15 protein-coding genes are annotated in these 16588 nt (G+C 49.5%); 4 read left to right on the top strand and 11 right to left on the bottom strand.

The window, feature by feature from the left end:
* Positions 1–80 precede the first annotated feature (80 nt).
* Entirely contained in the window at positions 81–827 is a 747-nt protein-coding gene (locus SHK35_RS02650; RefSeq protein ID WP_318703673.1) for a lysophospholipid acyltransferase family protein, read from the top strand.
* Here SHK35_RS02650 and SHK35_RS02645 read toward each other — a convergent pair.
* The 9 genes from SHK35_RS02645 to SHK35_RS02605 all read right to left on the bottom strand — a co-directional run bounded on the left by SHK35_RS02645 (position 780) and on the right by SHK35_RS02605 (position 12067).
* The gene (locus tag SHK35_RS02645; protein ID WP_318708431.1) at positions 780–2279 is read right to left on the bottom strand and encodes a UDP-N-acetylmuramoyl-tripeptide--D-alanyl-D-alanine ligase; all 1500 of its coding nucleotides are present in this window, start codon (positions 2277–2279) and stop codon (positions 780–782) included. The genes SHK35_RS02650 and SHK35_RS02645 overlap by 48 nt on opposite strands.
* 11 nt (positions 2280–2290) lie before the next feature.
* Positions 2291–3319 carry a D-alanine--D-alanine ligase family protein gene (locus tag SHK35_RS02640; protein WP_318703669.1) on the bottom strand — a complete coding sequence of 343 codons (1029 nt, stop codon included), beginning with the start codon at positions 3317–3319 and terminating at the stop codon, positions 2291–2293.
* Between the two features lie 30 nt (positions 3320–3349).
* A complete protein-coding gene (locus SHK35_RS02635; RefSeq protein WP_318703667.1) occupies positions 3350–4642 on the bottom strand; it encodes a glycoside hydrolase family 9 protein in 1293 nt (430 codons plus the stop codon).
* Between the two features lie 51 nt (positions 4643–4693).
* The gene (locus tag SHK35_RS02630) at positions 4694–5905 is read right to left on the bottom strand and encodes an amidohydrolase (RefSeq protein WP_318703665.1); all 1212 of its coding nucleotides are present in this window, start codon (positions 5903–5905) and stop codon (positions 4694–4696) included.
* 12 nt (positions 5906–5917) lie between these two features.
* The gene (locus SHK35_RS02625; protein ID WP_318708430.1) at positions 5918–6850 is read right to left on the bottom strand and encodes a M23 family metallopeptidase; all 933 of its coding nucleotides are present in this window, start codon (positions 6848–6850) and stop codon (positions 5918–5920) included.
* An 89-nt stretch (positions 6851–6939) separates the two neighbouring features.
* The gene (locus tag SHK35_RS02620; RefSeq protein ID WP_318708428.1) at positions 6940–7707 is read right to left on the bottom strand and encodes a SpoIID/LytB domain-containing protein; all 768 of its coding nucleotides are present in this window, start codon (positions 7705–7707) and stop codon (positions 6940–6942) included.
* Positions 7708–7915: 208 nt separating this feature from the next.
* Positions 7916–9001 carry a hypothetical protein gene (locus tag SHK35_RS02615; protein WP_318708427.1) on the bottom strand — a complete coding sequence of 362 codons (1086 nt, stop codon included), beginning with the start codon at positions 8999–9001 and terminating at the stop codon, positions 7916–7918.
* A 257-nt stretch (positions 9002–9258) separates the two neighbouring features.
* Positions 9259–9747 carry an SseB family protein gene (locus tag SHK35_RS02610; RefSeq protein WP_318703658.1) on the bottom strand — a complete coding sequence of 163 codons (489 nt, stop codon included), beginning with the start codon at positions 9745–9747 and terminating at the stop codon, positions 9259–9261.
* 31 nt (positions 9748–9778) lie between these two features.
* Positions 9779–12067: a hydratase gene (locus SHK35_RS02605; RefSeq protein WP_318708426.1), complete on the bottom strand. Its 2289-nt coding sequence runs from the start codon at positions 12065–12067 to the stop codon at positions 9779–9781.
* Between the two features lie 386 nt (positions 12068–12453).
* Here SHK35_RS02605 and SHK35_RS02600 point away from each other — a divergent pair, with 386 nt between their 5' ends.
* On the top strand, positions 12454–12834 hold the full coding sequence (locus SHK35_RS02600) for a hypothetical protein (RefSeq protein WP_318708425.1): 381 nt from the start codon (positions 12454–12456) through the stop codon (positions 12832–12834).
* A gap of 83 nt (positions 12835–12917) precedes the next feature.
* On the opposite strand, the gene SHK35_RS02595 is transcribed toward SHK35_RS02600, so the two are convergent.
* Entirely contained in the window at positions 12918–13301 is a 384-nt protein-coding gene (locus SHK35_RS02595) for a hypothetical protein (protein WP_318708424.1), read from the bottom strand.
* 161 nt (positions 13302–13462) lie between these two features.
* Here SHK35_RS02595 and SHK35_RS02590 point away from each other — a divergent pair, with 161 nt between their 5' ends.
* Both SHK35_RS02590 and SHK35_RS02585 read left to right on the top strand, forming a co-directional pair.
* Entirely contained in the window at positions 13463–13864 is a 402-nt protein-coding gene (locus SHK35_RS02590) for a hypothetical protein (protein ID WP_318708423.1), read from the top strand.
* A 52-nt stretch (positions 13865–13916) separates the two neighbouring features.
* A complete protein-coding gene (locus SHK35_RS02585; protein ID WP_318708422.1) occupies positions 13917–15560 on the top strand; it encodes an O-antigen ligase family protein in 1644 nt (547 codons plus the stop codon).
* Here the strand turns inward: SHK35_RS02585 and SHK35_RS02580 are convergent.
* Entirely contained in the window at positions 15544–16557 is a 1014-nt protein-coding gene (locus tag SHK35_RS02580; RefSeq protein ID WP_318708421.1) for a metallophosphoesterase family protein, read from the bottom strand. The two genes, SHK35_RS02585 and SHK35_RS02580, sit on opposite strands and share 17 nt — an antisense overlap.
* Positions 16558–16588: the final 31 nt, after the last annotated feature.

Here is a 16588-nt window from a genome sequence, read left to right as displayed (position 1 = left end):
TTTTCTCTATTCTATGTACAGAACGGGGATTTTATGATATACTCGGGAGGAAACGAAACTGGAAAAGGCAAGGTACTTTTATGATACGATTTCTGATAGTGGCACTGTTTGTCATTCTGTTTTTAATTCTCTCCATTCCTCTTCTGATTGCGGAATGGATCATTGGCAGGTTTAACCCGGCTCTCAAGGACAAAAGCTCTCTGGCTATCGTAAACTGGGCCTTCCGTCAGGTTCTGCGCCTGGCCGGCACCAGGGTGATTGTTCTGGGCGAGGAAAATGTGCCCAAGGACACGGCAGTCTTATACGTGGGCAATCACAGAAGCTACTTTGATATTGTGATGACCTATGTACGGGTTCCCCGGCCCACAGGCTACATCGCCAAAAAGGAAATGCTCAAATGGCCCCTTCTGACAAACTGGATGCGTAATCTCCACTGTCTGTTTCTGGACCGGGACGATATCAAGCAGGGGTTAAAGACCATACTGGCAGGAGTGGAAAAGGTAAAAAACGGGATTTCCATCTGCATTTTTCCGGAAGGCACCCGCAACAAGGTTCCCGACACCTTTCTGCCCTTTCACGAGGGAAGCTTTAAGATCGCAGAAAAGGGAAACGTTCCCGTGGTTCCCATGTCCATCGTAAATTCTGCGGCCATTTTCGAGGATCATATGCCAAAGATAAAGCCTGCCACAGTCATCATCGAATACTGCAGGCCCATCTATATCAATGAGCTGGACAAGGAAACCCGGAAAAAGCTTGGCTCCTACGTAAGCGGCATTATCTCAGAGCGGTACTTCATCAACAAGAAAGCATTTTCTGATCAGCTCTGAAAATTCCATGCCGTGAGAGGCCTTCACCAGCACCGTATCCCCCCAGGGGATCAAGGGTTCTCCGTTTTTTTCTCCGCTTTCCATAAGCGCCCTTTCCAGGTCCTGTCTGGCAGCAAAGTAAAGCACTGTCTGTTTTTCATCCGCTGCCCCAAGGGCCCCTTCATACATATGTCTGGCATTTTCTCCCACGCAGAAAATCCTGTGGATTCCTGCCCTTGCCGCCTGGCTTCCCACCTGGCGGTGCAAGGCGTCGGAATCCTCACCCAGTTCAAACATATCTCCCAGAATCGCTGTCTTTTCCGTATCCGCCATTGCAAGCAGATCAATAGCCGCCTTCATGGATACAGGATTGGCATTATAGCAGTCATCAATCAGAGTGTAATGGGAAAGGCGTATGAGATGGTTTCTGCCTGTGACTGCCTTCACCGTTTCTATGCCCCTGGCAATCTGCTCGGGCGTCAGTCCTAAAATACGTCCCACACAGGCTGCTGCCGCAGCGTTCAGCACCATATGCCTTCCCGGCAGAGGAATGTGTATCGGGATTGAAGAAACCACTGCCTCCCCTTCCCTGTTTTCTTCCCCGCATCGTGCGGCGCCTTGCGCAAAATACAAAATGGCATCACTGCCCCAAAGTCCCCTGCTCACAATGTCAGACGCAGAAACCTCCTGGCCCGGCTCATCACCCAGGCCAAAGAAATGCGGTTTTCTTCCCTTTACCTGCGCAATGGCTCTCAGCTTGTCATCCTCTCCGTTTAAGCACACCGCCGCATCCTCGGCCATAAAATCAAAAATTTCCGACTTTGCTTTTAAAATGCCGTCACGGCTTCCCAGATTTTCCAGGTGGCACTGGCCGATATTGGTAATCACGCATACATTGGGCCTTACCATCTTGCTCAACCGGTGCATTTCCCCAAAATCGCTGATGCCCATCTCCACCACTGCCGCCTGATGCTCCTTTCGGATGCGCAGCAATGTCAGAGGCACTCCCACCTCATTATTAAAGTTTCCCTCCGTCTTAAGCACACAATACTTTTGAGACAGCACTCCTGCAATAAATTCCTTGGTGCTGGTTTTTCCCACGCTGCCTGTGATACCCACAATGGGAATGGACAGCGTGCTTCTGTAAAATTCCGCCAAATCCTTCAGCGCCTGAAAGCTGTCCTCCACCAATAGATAGCTGCCCCACTCTTTCACAGGGCCTCCCTGCTCTGTCTCTACCTGCGCCTGGGTTTTTTCCACAATGGCCAGACAGGCCCCCTTCTCGAACACCTGGGAAACAAATTTGTGGCCGTCCACTCTCTGTCCCACAGTGGCCACAAACACTCCGTTTTCCGCAATCTGCCGTGAGTCCAGCGTCACACACGAAACGATTCTGCGGCGGTCTTTGGGATTTCCCTCCCATACCAGTCTGCCCTTACAGGCCTCTGCAATCTGTTCTATGGTAAGCTCCATATCCATACCTCTCATTTATCTGTTACGGCGTACTGCAGGATTTTCTCACACAGCTCCTCAAAGCTCATTCCCACAGCCGCAGCCTCCTGGGGCAGCAGGGAGGTGGGAGTCATGCCCGGAAGAGTGTTGGCCTCCAGACAGAAAAATTCTCCCTGGTCATTTTTCATAAAATCCATGCGGGCATAGCTTTTCATGCGCAGCGCCTCATAGGCAAGCTCCGCCAGCCTCTGAATTTTCTCTGTCTCTTCCCTGGAAAGCCTGGCAGGACAGGTTTCCACAGTGCTTCCCGCCTGATACTTATTTTTATAATCATAAAATCCCTGCTTTGGCGCGATTTCTATGACCGGCAGCGCTTTCCCGTCCATAACTCCCACAGAAAATTCTCTTCCCTCTATGTACTGCTCCACAATCACCTCATTGTCATACAAAAAGGCCTCCTCCTTGGCATTCTCATACTCTCCTTCGTTTCTGGCAATAGAGACGCCAACGCTGGAGCCTCCGCAGCAGGCCTTTACAATGCAGGGATAGGGCACTTTCTCCCGCTCCCTCTCCCCCTTTTTAAGCCGCAGGCCCGCTGGTGTGGGAATACCATATGCCCGGAAAATGTCCTTTGTGATTCCCTTGTCCATAGCAATGGCCGAGCTTACAAAATCTGTTCCCGTATAGGTAATTCCCATAAGCTCAAAGCAGGCCTGTATCTTTCCATCCTCTCCGTTTGCACCGTGCAGCGCCATAAATACGGCGTCCGCGCTTTTGCACAGAGAAAGGACATTGGGGCCGAAAAAATTTTTATCTCCGTCCGGCCTCATGGCTCTGATGACGTCCAAATCCGGGTTTTTCTCTGAGATGGCCCCCACCTGGGCCGCCCAGTCCTCATCCCGCTCAAAAATGCCGTCCACATTTCCTTCATATCCCAGATATACGTCCAGCAATATGGCCTGGTGTCCGTTTTTTTTCAATGCTCTGTAAATCATGCTGCCGGAGCTTAGGGATACATCCCGCTCCGTGCTTGTTCCTCCGGCCAAAACCACTACTTTCATAATCAATCCTCTTTTCTGCGTTTATCCGCGCTATTCATCTATCGTCTGTCCTTCTGTGATATCCGCTGTAGCCGCAAGCTGTGCGAACAAAAGCAGATAGCCGCTCTGAGCCTCCTTGGGGGAATAAAAGCAGACGGACTCTAAATTTTCTCCCATCAGATAATGAAGGAATTTCTCTATTACACTTGTATACTGATAATTATTCAGCACATAGTTTGCGCATGACAACTGTCCGGCCTGATTTAGCAGCTGTCCTGCTCCATTGTTTCTGGCCTCCAGCGGATGAATGATTTCCTCACAGCGCACCGATATCTCCTCGCCACGGTCCATAAGCTTTTCCATAAAAATGCTGCACAGCTCTCTGTCCACCTTCTGCCTGGTGGAAAGATACGTCATGCTTCCGTAAAGATATTCTTCTTCCTCCAGATAGCTTGTGTTGTTCTCAAAATAAGTCCTGTAATCCCGAATCTGTTTTCCGTATGTAGAAAGCCCCGTAGCCCTGAAAAGCTCTGTCAGCGCAAAAAAAATTTCCGTATCCTTCTGCAGCGTGCTCTGTGCCTTTTCAAACACCTGGCTGGCCTTCTGCAGGCACTGGGTTGCAAAGGTACGGTCATATTTCTGGTAAACGTAGCTGAATTTTGCCAGAAGCGCGGCATAGAGCGCATCATTTTCCTCAAAAGCCTCCGCTTCCTCCACAGTCTGTATCCACAGTCCGATTTCCTCTAACGTATCCGGTATCTGATTCTCATCTGCATCTGTCAAAAGCTGGGGATACCACTCGCAGGCGGTCAAAAGCTCCATAACCTCCCATACCTGGGCCGTATTTTCCGTGCACCTTGCCAATATTTCCTGTGACAGCTCTTCGTAAAGCTGTCCGTACAAGTTCTTCTGTATGGAAAAGGAATAGGACCTTCCAATGCCCTGGCATTCCAGATAATAGGTCCCCTCTCCGGTGTATTCGCTAAAGTCCGCGTATCCCATGTACAGCCCAAGCTCCTGGTCGCAGCTTTCCTCTTCAATGGTTCCCCGGTAGACTACCTCTCCCGTCTCCGCATCATACAGCCAAAAGGTCTCCGGAAGCTCCTTCCCCTTTACGGCAGCCTCCTTTTCCCTTCCCGCCTCATATCCGATGCTGTCCACCAAAATATTGGGCGTCAAGTGAGGAAGGGTGTAATCTATCACCGGCGTGCTCTCCATGCTCAGGACCGTTCCCCGGGACAGCCCCTGGGAAGCTCCCTGGGTGTCCGTCCCTGTGCAGCCGCCAAGAAGCAGTGCCGCCAGCCCCACACAGACCGCCGGGCCAATCCCCATGTATCTTTTCAAAACTTTCCTCCTGTGTTTCCGGGCACCCCTTACACGGGGCCCGGCATGAATTCATTTTATCACTATTTTTTGAGAAAGCAACGTCCTTTTTTCGTCCCTGTAAGCGTCGTACACAACTTCACCGTCGATTATGGTGTAAAGGGTTTTTGTAAAAATCTCCATGGGATTTCCATCATAAATGGCGATATCCGCATCCTTTCCCACCTCCAGGCTCCCCAAGCGGTGGGAAACGCCGCAGATGATTGCCGGATAAATGGTCATGGCCTTATAGCCTTCCTCCAGAGGAAGTCCCGCTTTTACCGCAAGACCCACGCAAAGGGGAAGTGTCTGAATCAAAGACACCGGGTGATCGGTTGTGATGGCCGTCATCACCCCCGCCTGATTCAGCACTCCCGCCGTTTTAAAGGCCATATTCTGAACCTCTATTTTATTGCGGCTGGTGAGATCCGGCCCTACAATAGCAGGAAATCCACTCTCTGCGATCTCTCTGGCGATCAAATGCCCCTCCGAGCAATGATCCAGCGTCAGCTTCAAGCCGAATTCCTCCGCAATGCGGATGGCAGTAAAAATATCATCGGCTCTGTGCACATGAGCCTTTAATGGAATTTCTCCGCGCAGCACAGGCAGCCAGCATTCCTTTTTAAAATCCTTTGGAAGGGATTCCCCTCTCTTTTCTGCGCTTTCCTTCTTCTCTTTGTATTCCAGGGCAGAAAACAGCTCCTCTCGAAGCAGTGAAGCAATGGCCATACGGGTACAGGGACTTTTGTTCTGCCCCGAATAATTTACCTTTGGATTTTCCCCGAAGGCTATCTTCATGGCTGCAGGCGCCTTAACGATCAGCTTATCCACCCTTCTTCCCCAGGTCTTTAGAAGAACAAACTGGCCTCCCACCACATTGGAGCTTCCCGGGCCTATCATGGCGGCGGTGATGCCGGCCCGGACGGCGTCGTCAAAGGCTGCGTCCATGGGATTGATGCCGTCAATGGCTCTTAGGTAGGGTGTAACCGGGTTTACGGTCTCGTTACAGTCATCTCCCTCCATGCCCTTTTTTTCCTCAGTAATGCCCATATGGCAGTGGGCTTCCAGCAGTCCCGGCAGAATAAGTCCTTCCTTTACCACAAGGACATGCTCTTTTTCCTTAGGGGAAATGGCGACCTCCCCTTTTCTCCCAATCTGCGCTATTTTACCGTCTGTGATGTGAATCACGCCCTCCGGTATCTCTTTTCCCGCCATGGTCTTGATTCTGCCGCCTACAATATACATGTCCTCCGCTCCCTAAAACAAGCTTTCCGGATTCACGCAGGCTCCGTCCTTTGTCAGTTCAAAATAGAGGTTGCTCCCCTCCACGCTGAAATATTTCGTGGGCGCCGCAACCGTTGCAATGATATCGCCCGCATTCACATAGCTGTCAAGGGTCACCTGTATCTCTCCAAGCTGTCCGTAGGTAGCCTGATATCCGCTTCCCAAATCCAGCGTCACAGCATGTCCGATTTCCTCGTTTTCAAAAATATTTACTACCCGGCCCTCTGCGCACGCCGCAACTGAAGCGCCCTCCTCTGCGGAAAAAATGACAGCCGGATTGTATTTATATTGATCCAGGGTGGCAAAATAAACACTGGCATCCATGCTGTAGGGTAAAAGCACCTGGCCGCTTACCGGCCTGATCAGTCCCTCACTCTCAGAAAAGCTCAGCTCCTTTAAGATCACTGCACTCTCCTTGGCATCCGTCTGTGCGCTGTCCGTCTCACTGCCCGTTTCCCCATCCTCCTGGCCAGACTCCTGCGCCAAAAGCTCCTCTTCGTTCTGGGTCAGAGCGCTGCCATCGGTAAGCCCGGGAATTTCCACCAGACTGGAGCCCGCCTCCATGGGCATATAATCCAGGTCGTCTTCCAGGACCTGGTCATCCTGCAGGATGTTATCCTGTGCGTCCAGACCTTCTTCCCCGGCCAGGGCGCTCTGCCCGTTTCCTTCCATATTCTCCTGCAGGCTGTGGCCGGACTCTGTGGACTGGTTATTTTGGGCGATATCCGTAATGTTTTCCTGCTCATCCAGAGCTGTAAAATCTATGGTATAACCGTCATCCTTGGACTCCACGTTTCCTTCCTTCATATAGATTCCTGTCAGGGTAAGTGCCGTCAAGACAAATGCGGAAGAAGCGATCATGATAATCCGCTCTTTTCTTATGCTGTTTTTCCTGTTTCTCTTCATTTTCCATTCCTTCCTTCCAAATACAGTGAACGCGCCATATGCACGGTTTTTTTCTTCTCTGTTAGTCTTGCCGAAACAGACGCATTTATTCAGGGCTGAAGGTATTTGTCAAATGTAATATTTTGAAAAAAATAGGAAAGAATGGTTTGATAATCAGCTCCCTGGGCAGCCATCTCGTTCGCCGCAAACTGGCTCATTCCAAAGCCGTGGCCTGCGCCTTTTACCTGAAAAAAAACCTTGTCCTGTTGTTCCTCCATGATGATGTGGGCGCTGGAAAGCTTAAGCTTTTTCCCGAGCCACTCACCGGTGTATTCCCGGCTTTCCCCACTATCCGAAGAGACTATGGTCACCCACTCCACATAGCCGGAGTCATCATAGGAAAGCTGTGCAATGGTTCCTCCCAGAAGCTTTTCCAGCTTGGTGCGGCTGTACTTTTCCTGGGTGAGGTAGTCCTGGGAAAGATAGTCCTTGGGACAATCCACCGCGGCCAGATAATCGTATCCCTGTCCCAGAAAGGTTCCTGCGGATCGTGTGCGCCCTGCGCTCACACGAAAAAAACAGGCTTCGATGGGCAGCCCCTCAAAGGTGAGATAAATTCCCCTGGTGCTGCTCACGGCCTGTCTGATTTTTTCCTGATATTCCGTATTATTTTCGCCCCACATTTCCTCCAGCTGCTCATGGGAAAGATAGGTATCCGCCTCCAGAATAAATTCCTGCTTTCCCTCTGCGACCTGCCTGGCAAACGCTCCGATCACCTGGGTCCTGAGAAGGACAGCCTGGGCCCGAAGGCACTCCTGTTCATACTGAACCGGAATTACTAAGGGCAGATAGCCGCAGAGATACTCTTCCATTGTCATGGTAAGCTTTCCCCGCTCATCCTCCAGACAAAGGACAATATCCTCTTGTAAGGACTGTTGGGTCTCTCCTTTCAGGCCTGTGTCATGTCTCCCGGACCAGAGCATGGAAAAAATGTAGGGCAGTAGAAAAATGAAACTGATTAGAACCAAAACTTGTTTTGACTTTTTTATGATAACAATTCCCGCTAAATACTATTCTCTTTTTATTCTATGCCTCCCCTTCATATTTTGCCACATCCACATGCTGAATGGTTCCAGCACTGCCGTTCTCGTATAGAAAAATGCCCGTGCTGCGGATCCTGCCGCTTATCCCGTCCTGTCCCTTCAGGGTAAAATCGGTGGAGACATTCTGCAGGCAGATGGCGCCTACTCCCTTATCTGCCAGACGGTAAAGCACATCCTGTCCGTTTTCATCCTTGCACCAAATCTGCAGCTTGGACCACACGGCGTCATTTTCGTCTATCCACCCGTTCCCATCCTCGTCATACTGTGCAAGATCACGGAAGCCGTCTCCGCTTGCGGTGCCAAACAGCTCCTTTCCGTCATTGATCACACCGTCTCCATTTTTGTCAAGGGCAAGATAGCCGCTGCCCTGTTCCAGCATGGATACCTGATCTTCAGCTCCGTCCCCGTCAATGTCAAAAAAGAATTTCTGGTCGGAAAAAGCGGCTGCGTCCGTGTCCAGATTGATCACCAGAGGATCACACATCTGAAAGGCGGCCAGATTCAGCTCCGTGCTGAAATATTCCTGAAACGCACGGCTCATTCCCACCTCCACATTAAAATGGATTTCCCTTCCGTCGGAGGTTTTTACGGTTCCCACCGTGGAAAATGAAGTACTCTCCCACTCCGTCCTCCAGGTTTCCCGCCGATAGTCTATCATTTTTGCATTGGACACAAACTGGGTATCGGCTGCAGTCTGCCGGGCTTCCTGGGACAGCTGTCTGTTTCGTCTCTCTTTTGGCGAGCCGAAAAGCAGCTCAAAAATATAGCGCACGGTCAACTCTTTCAGCTCCATCATGGTCCGGCTGTTTTCACTGCGCCAGGTCACTCTGTATGACGCTGTGCTGAAACGGTTGTTCCACTCCCATATGTCCGAGACGCTTTCTTTCAATGAGGTCTGGTCTTCCCCATAAGTATCTTCCTTCTCCTGGCTGACCATAGTCCCCACCGACGTACCGCTTAGGGTCACCCCGGTCAGATAGTCCGTAACCCTGTAGCGTCCCACTGTTACCTCAGAAGCCTGATAGCTTCTGGCAGATCCCATGTTTATGGTACTGGAATCAATTCTCAACTCCTTTCACGCTCCTTTGATGAGCACCCATTCTACACCGCCGCGCCGCCCGGCCTTCCCTGGCAGACCGGCGAAGCTTTATAGAACTTTTTTTATGACCAACATCCTGTCCCTCATAAAAAAGGATGGCAGCTATGGGGAGAATCCCTTCTCCCGCATAATTACCATCCGTGGTGTCATTTCTTATTACTCAAAGGCCTGCTGGCCCGGCAGCCTTTTGTAATAAGTATATCGACCTTACTGTTAAAAACTTTAGCTTATTTTTCCTCTGGATTTTTCCCCTTTGCCTTGGCCAGTCTGGCCGCCATAAGCCCCGCAGCCATCTCCTTAGAGATTACAATATTTCCACCATAGGGATTAATGACAAAGCCCAGCGCCGGGCTTGTATTGCCCTGAGCGTCCTTTCGAAGCAGCATGGCAGCATAATCCTCAAATTTTAAGGCAAAGGTCTGCTGGTTTTCCTCGTCCTTCCACTTTTTTAACTCCATCCAGTCTGTAAAGGCCATGAAAAACCGTTTTCCGTCCTTGGTGGTCAGCATGGGAAACTGCACCTTGCTGCCCGCAGCCAGCTTTACCTTTCCCGTCTCGTCAGGCTCCGGAGCCGGTTCTACGATAGCCGGAGCCAGAAAAAACGCCTTCATCATTTCATTTAAAAACATATTTCTGTGATCCGGCGTATCCTCAGCCTTCATCAGCTCTATGGCCCCCACCAGCATAGGATTGGATACAGGTTTGTTAAATTCCATTTTTTCCTCCATTCCGAAGCGTTTCTGCTCCTCATACCCTGTTATAGTTAATCAGGCAGCCCTTTAAAATAATCTGGCGCTCCTCGTCAGTCAAATCTCCCAGGCGCAGCGTAAATTCCTTCAGTCCTTCCTTTGTCACCACATAAGCCGTAATGACCTCCGCCTTCTCCTCCACAGCCTTCTTGATATCCGGCAGGAAAAGATAGTCCAGATTCCGGAAGGGAAGCTCTCCCTCCTCAATCAGGAAGGGAAGCATGCCCCAGTTGATCAGGTTGGAGCGGTAACGCTTGGTGGCATATTCGTTGGCAATATTCGCCCAGCCTCCCAGCACCTTCTGGCAGGAGGCAGCCTGCTCTCTTGCAGAACCGTCCCCGGGCTTTACCGCAAAAATAGTGGAGCCAAAGCCCGTGTTGGCCTGATAAGCCTCAGGGAATTTTTCGTTGATGACCGCCATAACCTCCTTAAGCTGTGGCAGCGCCTCACAGGTCTGCTTTCCCTCCATACGGGCCTTCTCCGCCTTCTGAATGGCCTTTGCACGTCCCACATACTCAGGGTCCTTGCGGCTTAAGGTAAATTCTGCAAGCCCCAGAGGATTGGAACGATAGGAGGAGGTTTCTCCGGAAGGAATCAGCTCATCCGTTGTGGTCACAGGGTCATGAATCTCGCTGACCACCTGCAGCACCAGATTCTCGGGAAGCTCTCCCATTGCAGGCCAGTCCTTGATATTGGGCCCAAAGTGAATCTCCACGTCAGGATCAGCCACGCCCTTGGAATCAAATACCCGGTTTGCATAAATTTTGCTGTCAAAATGATATTTGTATCTGCCAAATTCACCGTCAAAATCTGTAGCCGGGGTAAGAATGCCCTGGTTCGCAGCTGTTGCCGCAATGGAACGGGCGTCCATAAGCGCCACAGAGGCGATCTGTCCGCTCTGGAGCTTGGAGCCCTCACGGTTGGGGAAATTTCTGGTAGAATGCCGGATACTGAAGGCATTGTTGGCAGGCGTATCCCCCGCGCCGAAGCAGGGACCGCAGAAGGCCGTCTTCATCACAGCGCCGGTCTCCATCAGCGTCGCCGCGCAGCCGTTTTTAATCAGCTCCATGTAAACAGGCATGGATGCAGGATAAACACTCAGTGTAAATCCGTCGGAGCCGATATAGCGTCCCTTTAAAATATCCGCCGCCGCGCAGATATTTTCAAAGCCGCCGCCCGCGCAGCCTGCGATGATGCCCTGATCCACCAGGAATTTTCCGTCCTTTACCTTATCCTTTAAGGTAAACTCCACTGCGCCGTCCAAACTTACCTGTGCGCGCTTCTCCGTCTCATCCAGAATATCCAGAAGATTTGCGTTTAATTCCTCTATGGTATAGGTGTTGCTTGGATGGAAGGGCATCGCGATCATGGGCCGGATGGCGGATAAATCCACAACGATCATGCCGTCGTAATAAGCTACATCGCCGGGGCTCAGCTGTGTATAATCCTCCTTCCGTCCGTGAATCTCGTAAAATTCCTCTATGGTTTCATCCGTTACCCAGATGGAGGACAGGCAGGTGGTTTCCGTTGTCATAACGTCGATGCCGATACGGAAGTCGGCGCTTAAGGAAGCCACGCCAGGACCCACAAACTCCATCACCTTATTTTTTACATATCCGTTTTTGAACACGGCGCCGATAATTGCCAGGGCCACATCCTGAGGGCCTACCCCCTTTACGGGCTCGCCCTTTAAGTAAACGCCCACCACCTGGGGCATGTTGATATCATAGGTCTGATTTAGCAGCTGCTTTACCAGCTCCGGCCCGCCCTCTCCCATGGCCATGGTGCCAAGAGCTCCGTAACGGGTATGGGAATCGGAACCCAGAATCATCTTTCCGCCCCCTGCAAGCATCTCTCTGGCATACTGATGAATTACAGCCTGATGAGGAGGAACATAAACGCCGCCATATTTTTTCGCGCAGCTTAAACCAAACATGTGGTCATCCTCGTTGATGGTGCCGCCCACTGCACACAAGGAATTGTGACAGTTTGTCAGCACATAGGGCATAGGGAATCTGGTCAGTCCCGAAGCTCTTGCCGTCTGAATGATGCCCACAAAGGTGATGTCATGACTGGTAAGCTTGTCAAAGCGGATTTTGAGCTTGTCCATATTGCCGGAGGTATTGTGGCTTTCCAAGATGCCATAGGCCATAGTGGCCTTTGCCGCTTCCCTACTGGTAACCTCTTTTCCGGTTTTCTGCTTTATCTCCTGGGCCGCCTGCGGCGTATCAGCCACAAGCTCACTGCCGTTTATCAGGTATGCGCCGCCTGAGAATAATTCTATCATAGCTATTTCCTCCTCTTCTTCATGTCATAATGTAATATTATAAAGGATGAAATCTTGGGATGCAATGAAAAATGTTCTTTTTATCCATCGTCTATAGTCCTTTGAAAATGAAAATTCATAGTTTTATTTTTATTGTTTTCCGAATAAATTGTATATTATTGCAAATATCATTGACATACAAAATATTATATGTTAATTTTAAGAAAATATAAAGTAATGACAGGCGTTTGCGAAACTCGCAAACAAAGTCACGAAGCTGGTCATAATAACCAAAAACGGGTTCCGAAGCAGTGGCTAGTCACCCTTATTTTGGTTATTACGCCCAGCTTCTGATACCAGGGAGCGAGTTTCGCAATTACCTATAAAGCAATGGGGAGGATATAAAAATGAAGAAGATTCTTAACAGCCTGTTTCTTCTGGTGTATCCCTCGCTTTTAGCAACAGGCTTTTGGATTTTGCAAAAAGTCGATGAGGATGCCGCCAGAACCTTCCGTGTTCCCTTAACAGAATTTATTATATGGAATCTGTGCCTTGTCGTATCACTTGGATTGTTTGCATATATTTTTTTAGTGCAGGATTCTTCGTTCTTCGTATTTACAGCGATTCTTGGCATAGCTTCGCTTTTGGTTTTCTTGTGTCTTGGAATGGCAATCTTTAACTTCTCAGGCTCATTTACAGCATTGTCCCGTGGAACATATGTTTTTGAAGCCGTTTTTATAATGTACATAGCCCTTTTTATAAAGGAAAAAAGGAAACGGAAGCAATGATGAACGGTATGTCAGCTTGACATCAAAGAAGGGGTTTGGTTTGTGCCAAACCTCTTTTTAATTTTCTGCCTTCTTCAATATCCCTAGCCCCTCCCCGTAATGCGCAGCCTCAGGGCGCTGCCGTGAAAGAGCGCATCTCCCACAATCTGCGGCACATCCTTCTCCCCTTCTATCACATCCTTGTCGTAAAAGTGCACATGTCCGGCCAAAACCGCTGCCACGGGGCTGTCGGAAGCGGTGGTCATCTCCAGAAATTCCTGAGAGGTCTCATCGGGATAGATTCCGCCGAAATTTCCTCCGCCAATGACAACGCCGCCATTCCACACCTCTCTCGCCTTGGCAAGCACCGACTGGGTGAGAAAAGGCACATGGGCCAGCACAATCACAGGCTTCCCTTTCTCCAGCACCTCCTCGTATTCCTCCAATGCCTCAGGATTGACCTGTCCGGAGCTGTTGTCCACTGCCACCACCACAAACTCCCCGAAATTAATTCTGCAAATCCTTTCTTTCCATTTTAATTATTTGTGCACAATAATTCTCTTTTTTATGAACATAAGCTTGTTTAAAATAAGCTATTTTAGCGATAACATTTTAATACATTATTATTTTGTGTTTGGAGGAATTCATAATGATTAAAAGAAAACTAGCTAAAGCAATGACAGCATTAGGAGTATGTCTATTGATCAGCAGCTCATCGAAACTAAACGTGACAGCTATAGAAAGTGCAGCTACTGTAGATTATGCACCGTTGGCAAAAATTGAAGCTATCTCCGCAGAAATGCAGCAATCAGGTCATTTATGCTCTAATTGCAAAACTAATATGACCTACGCTGGAATGCAGATAGTCAGCCGTGTTCTTTATCAAACAGAAGTCTGTCCAGGAACAGTAGATGGGGGGGATGCCGCTCCCGGTTACCACTACTATTATCGCTCTACAGTACATTATAACTATAGATGCCCTAAATGTAGCAGTACCTATATTGAGGTTGGATACTTGACTGATATGGAATGTTCTGCTGGCATACATTAAATTATTATTGTATAATGTATATAATTATACCATGCAAATCAGGAGTATTGCCTTGTCTCATAAATTAGCCAAAGAAAGCCCTATAAACAAGCCCTCGCTGCTGCAGCTTATTTTAATAAAATACCAGAGCTTCACCGACCTTTGTATCAGTCTTTATATGATAATCGTCATTGTAGTTCTCCCGTTTTATTATACAACAGGCTATTACGGCATTGCCACGGCAAAGGAAGCTGTTTTTATGCTCTCCTGCAGGATACTCCTCCCCCTGCTTCTTGCAGAAGGAGGGCTGTTTCTTTTGGTTTTATTGCTTGGAGACGGCACCCTGAAGGAAAAAGGAATTTTACTTTTTAAAAAGCTTTCCACAACAGACCGGTTTGCGCTTCTGTATGTTCTCGCCCTTCTGCTTTCCTTTGCTTTCACCAATTATAAGGAAGAGGCCCTGTGGGGAGCGGATGGCTGGCAGATGGGATTTTTGCCGCAGCTTATGCTGGCTGCATCCTACTTTAAAATTGCGCACGCATGGAAGCTGAAGCTTTGGCTCCCCTTACTGCTTTTGCCCACATCCATGGTTCAATTTCTATTTGCCTGCATGAACCGCTTTGGCCTCTATCCAGTGCCTATGGACGGCGCCAATCCCCTGTTTATTGCCTTTATAGGAAACATCAACTGGTACTGTGGTTATATGGTAACCATTCTTTTTGGCGTGGTTTATTTCCTGTGGGCGGAATATCCTTGTAGAAAATGGCGCGGTTTCTTATACTGCTATCTGTTTCTTGGCTTTGCCAGTCTGATTACGCAAGGCAGCTTTAGCGGTATATTTACTTTTGTCGCATGTATGCTTCTGCTCCTTTTCCTTTCTGCTTTTTATGGCAGAAATTTGAATTCCCTTTTGCTGGTTTTGATGATATTTTGCATAGCCTGCTGTGGTGTCAGCCTGCTTTGCAGCCTCTTCCCGCAGACAGTCACCTACCCGGAGGGAATTCCTTCCTTACTTACAGCTTCTTCTTTTCCGTGGATTGCTTCTGTCTTTTTGATGATTTTGCTGCTGGCTATACGAAAATGGTCTGATAAGGCTTTCTTTTCAAAGATATTAAGATTTTTCTCCCTGATTTTTCTGTTCCTTATAGCTATGTCGGGAATTATTTTTCTGGCACTTCTTGTGAAAAACACGCTGTCTCCCGGCAGCATTGGCTTTCTGTCCAGATATTCTGTTTTTACCTTTACGCCGGAATGGGGGAGCAAAAGAGGGGCTACCTGGAGAGCCGGATTCCTTTGCTTTGCAGAGCAGCCCCTCCTTAAAAAGCTCATTGGAATCGGCCCGGACTGCATGGGGATTTATACCCTGCAGGATGCAGGTCTTCCCATAAAGGAACTGCTCCAAGCCCAGTTTAGCGGTCTCACGCTCACTAACACACACAATGAATGGCTTACTATTCTTCTCAATCTTGGTATTTTGGGGCTGTGCGGGTTTATGGGAATGACGGGCAGTGCCTGTTTTCGTTTCTTTTGCTGTGGAATAAAGGGCCATGGAAAATATTCTCATTTTATAGGCGCCTGCGGTATGTGCGTTTTTGCCTACACAGTCCATAACCTGTTCAGCTTCCAGCAGATTACCAATGTCACACTGCTGTTTCTACTGTTAGGAATCGGCGAAAACTGCCGCAAAGCAGAAGAATCTCCTAGCCCCTCCCCGTAATGCGCAGCCTCAGGGCGCTGCCGTGAAAGAGCGCATCTCCCACAATCTGCGGCACATCCTTCTCCCCTTCTATCACATCCTTGTCGTAAAAGTGCACATGTCCGGCCAAAACCGCTGCCACGGGGCTGTCGGAAGCGGTGGTCATCTCCAGAAATTCCTGAGAGGTCTCATCGGGATAGATTCCGCCGAAATTTCCTCCGCCAATGACAACGCCGCTTTTCCACACCTCTCTCGCCTTGGTGAGCACCGACTGGGTGAGAAAAGGCACATGGGCCAGCACAATCACAGGCTTCCCCTGATCCAGCACCTCCTCGTATTCCTCCAATGCCTCAGGATTGACCTGTCCGGAGCTGTTGTCCACTGCCGCCACCACAAACTCCCCGAAATCCAAGGTATGGAAGGCCGTGTTTCCTCCCATATAGGGGGACAGCATGGGAAGGTATTCCTGCTTTCCCTTGCTGGTCATATACTCCCAGGGATAAGTCCAGTCATGATTTCCGGGAGTATAGAGATAGGGCATGGAAAGTGTGGAAAGCTCTTCTGACAAAAAGGTAAGATTTTCCTGGGAGGGCGAATCAATGATATCTCCTCCCAGGAGAACCCCGTCCACTCCCTCTTCCCGGGCATAGTCCATAGCCTGTGCAAACATTTCCTGGGAGGAGGTTCCGTCCTGGCCGCAAAAGCCCTCGTATCTGGAAGCCGCATACTCCTGCCGGCGGCTCTCCTCATCCTGTGCTCCTGTCCCAGCCTGCGCTTCCCCGTTCTCCGTCTGTGCTCTCCCGTTCTCCGCCGCTTCTCCCAGAGATACCACATGGCTGTCTGTGAGAAACAAAAGATCGTATTCTCCGGAAATCCCCTGTATCACAATCTGTTCCTCTATAACGCTTTTTTCCCATTCTCCGCTGTCTTTGCCGCAGCCTGTAAGGCAGACGGCGCACACAAGAGAGAAAAACAGCAGGCGCCTTGCTGGACGCCTGCCCGTTTTTTCTGTTTTCATGCTGCCCTGCGCCCTTTCCAATTCATCCTCC

Source organism: Candidatus Acetatifactor stercoripullorum (assembly GCF_944382095.1).
Taxonomy (GTDB): Bacteria; Bacillota; Clostridia; order Lachnospirales; family Lachnospiraceae; genus Acetatifactor; species Acetatifactor stercoripullorum.
The sequence above is the reverse complement of the archived record's forward strand: the minus strand, read 5'-3'. Positions and strand labels throughout refer to the sequence as shown.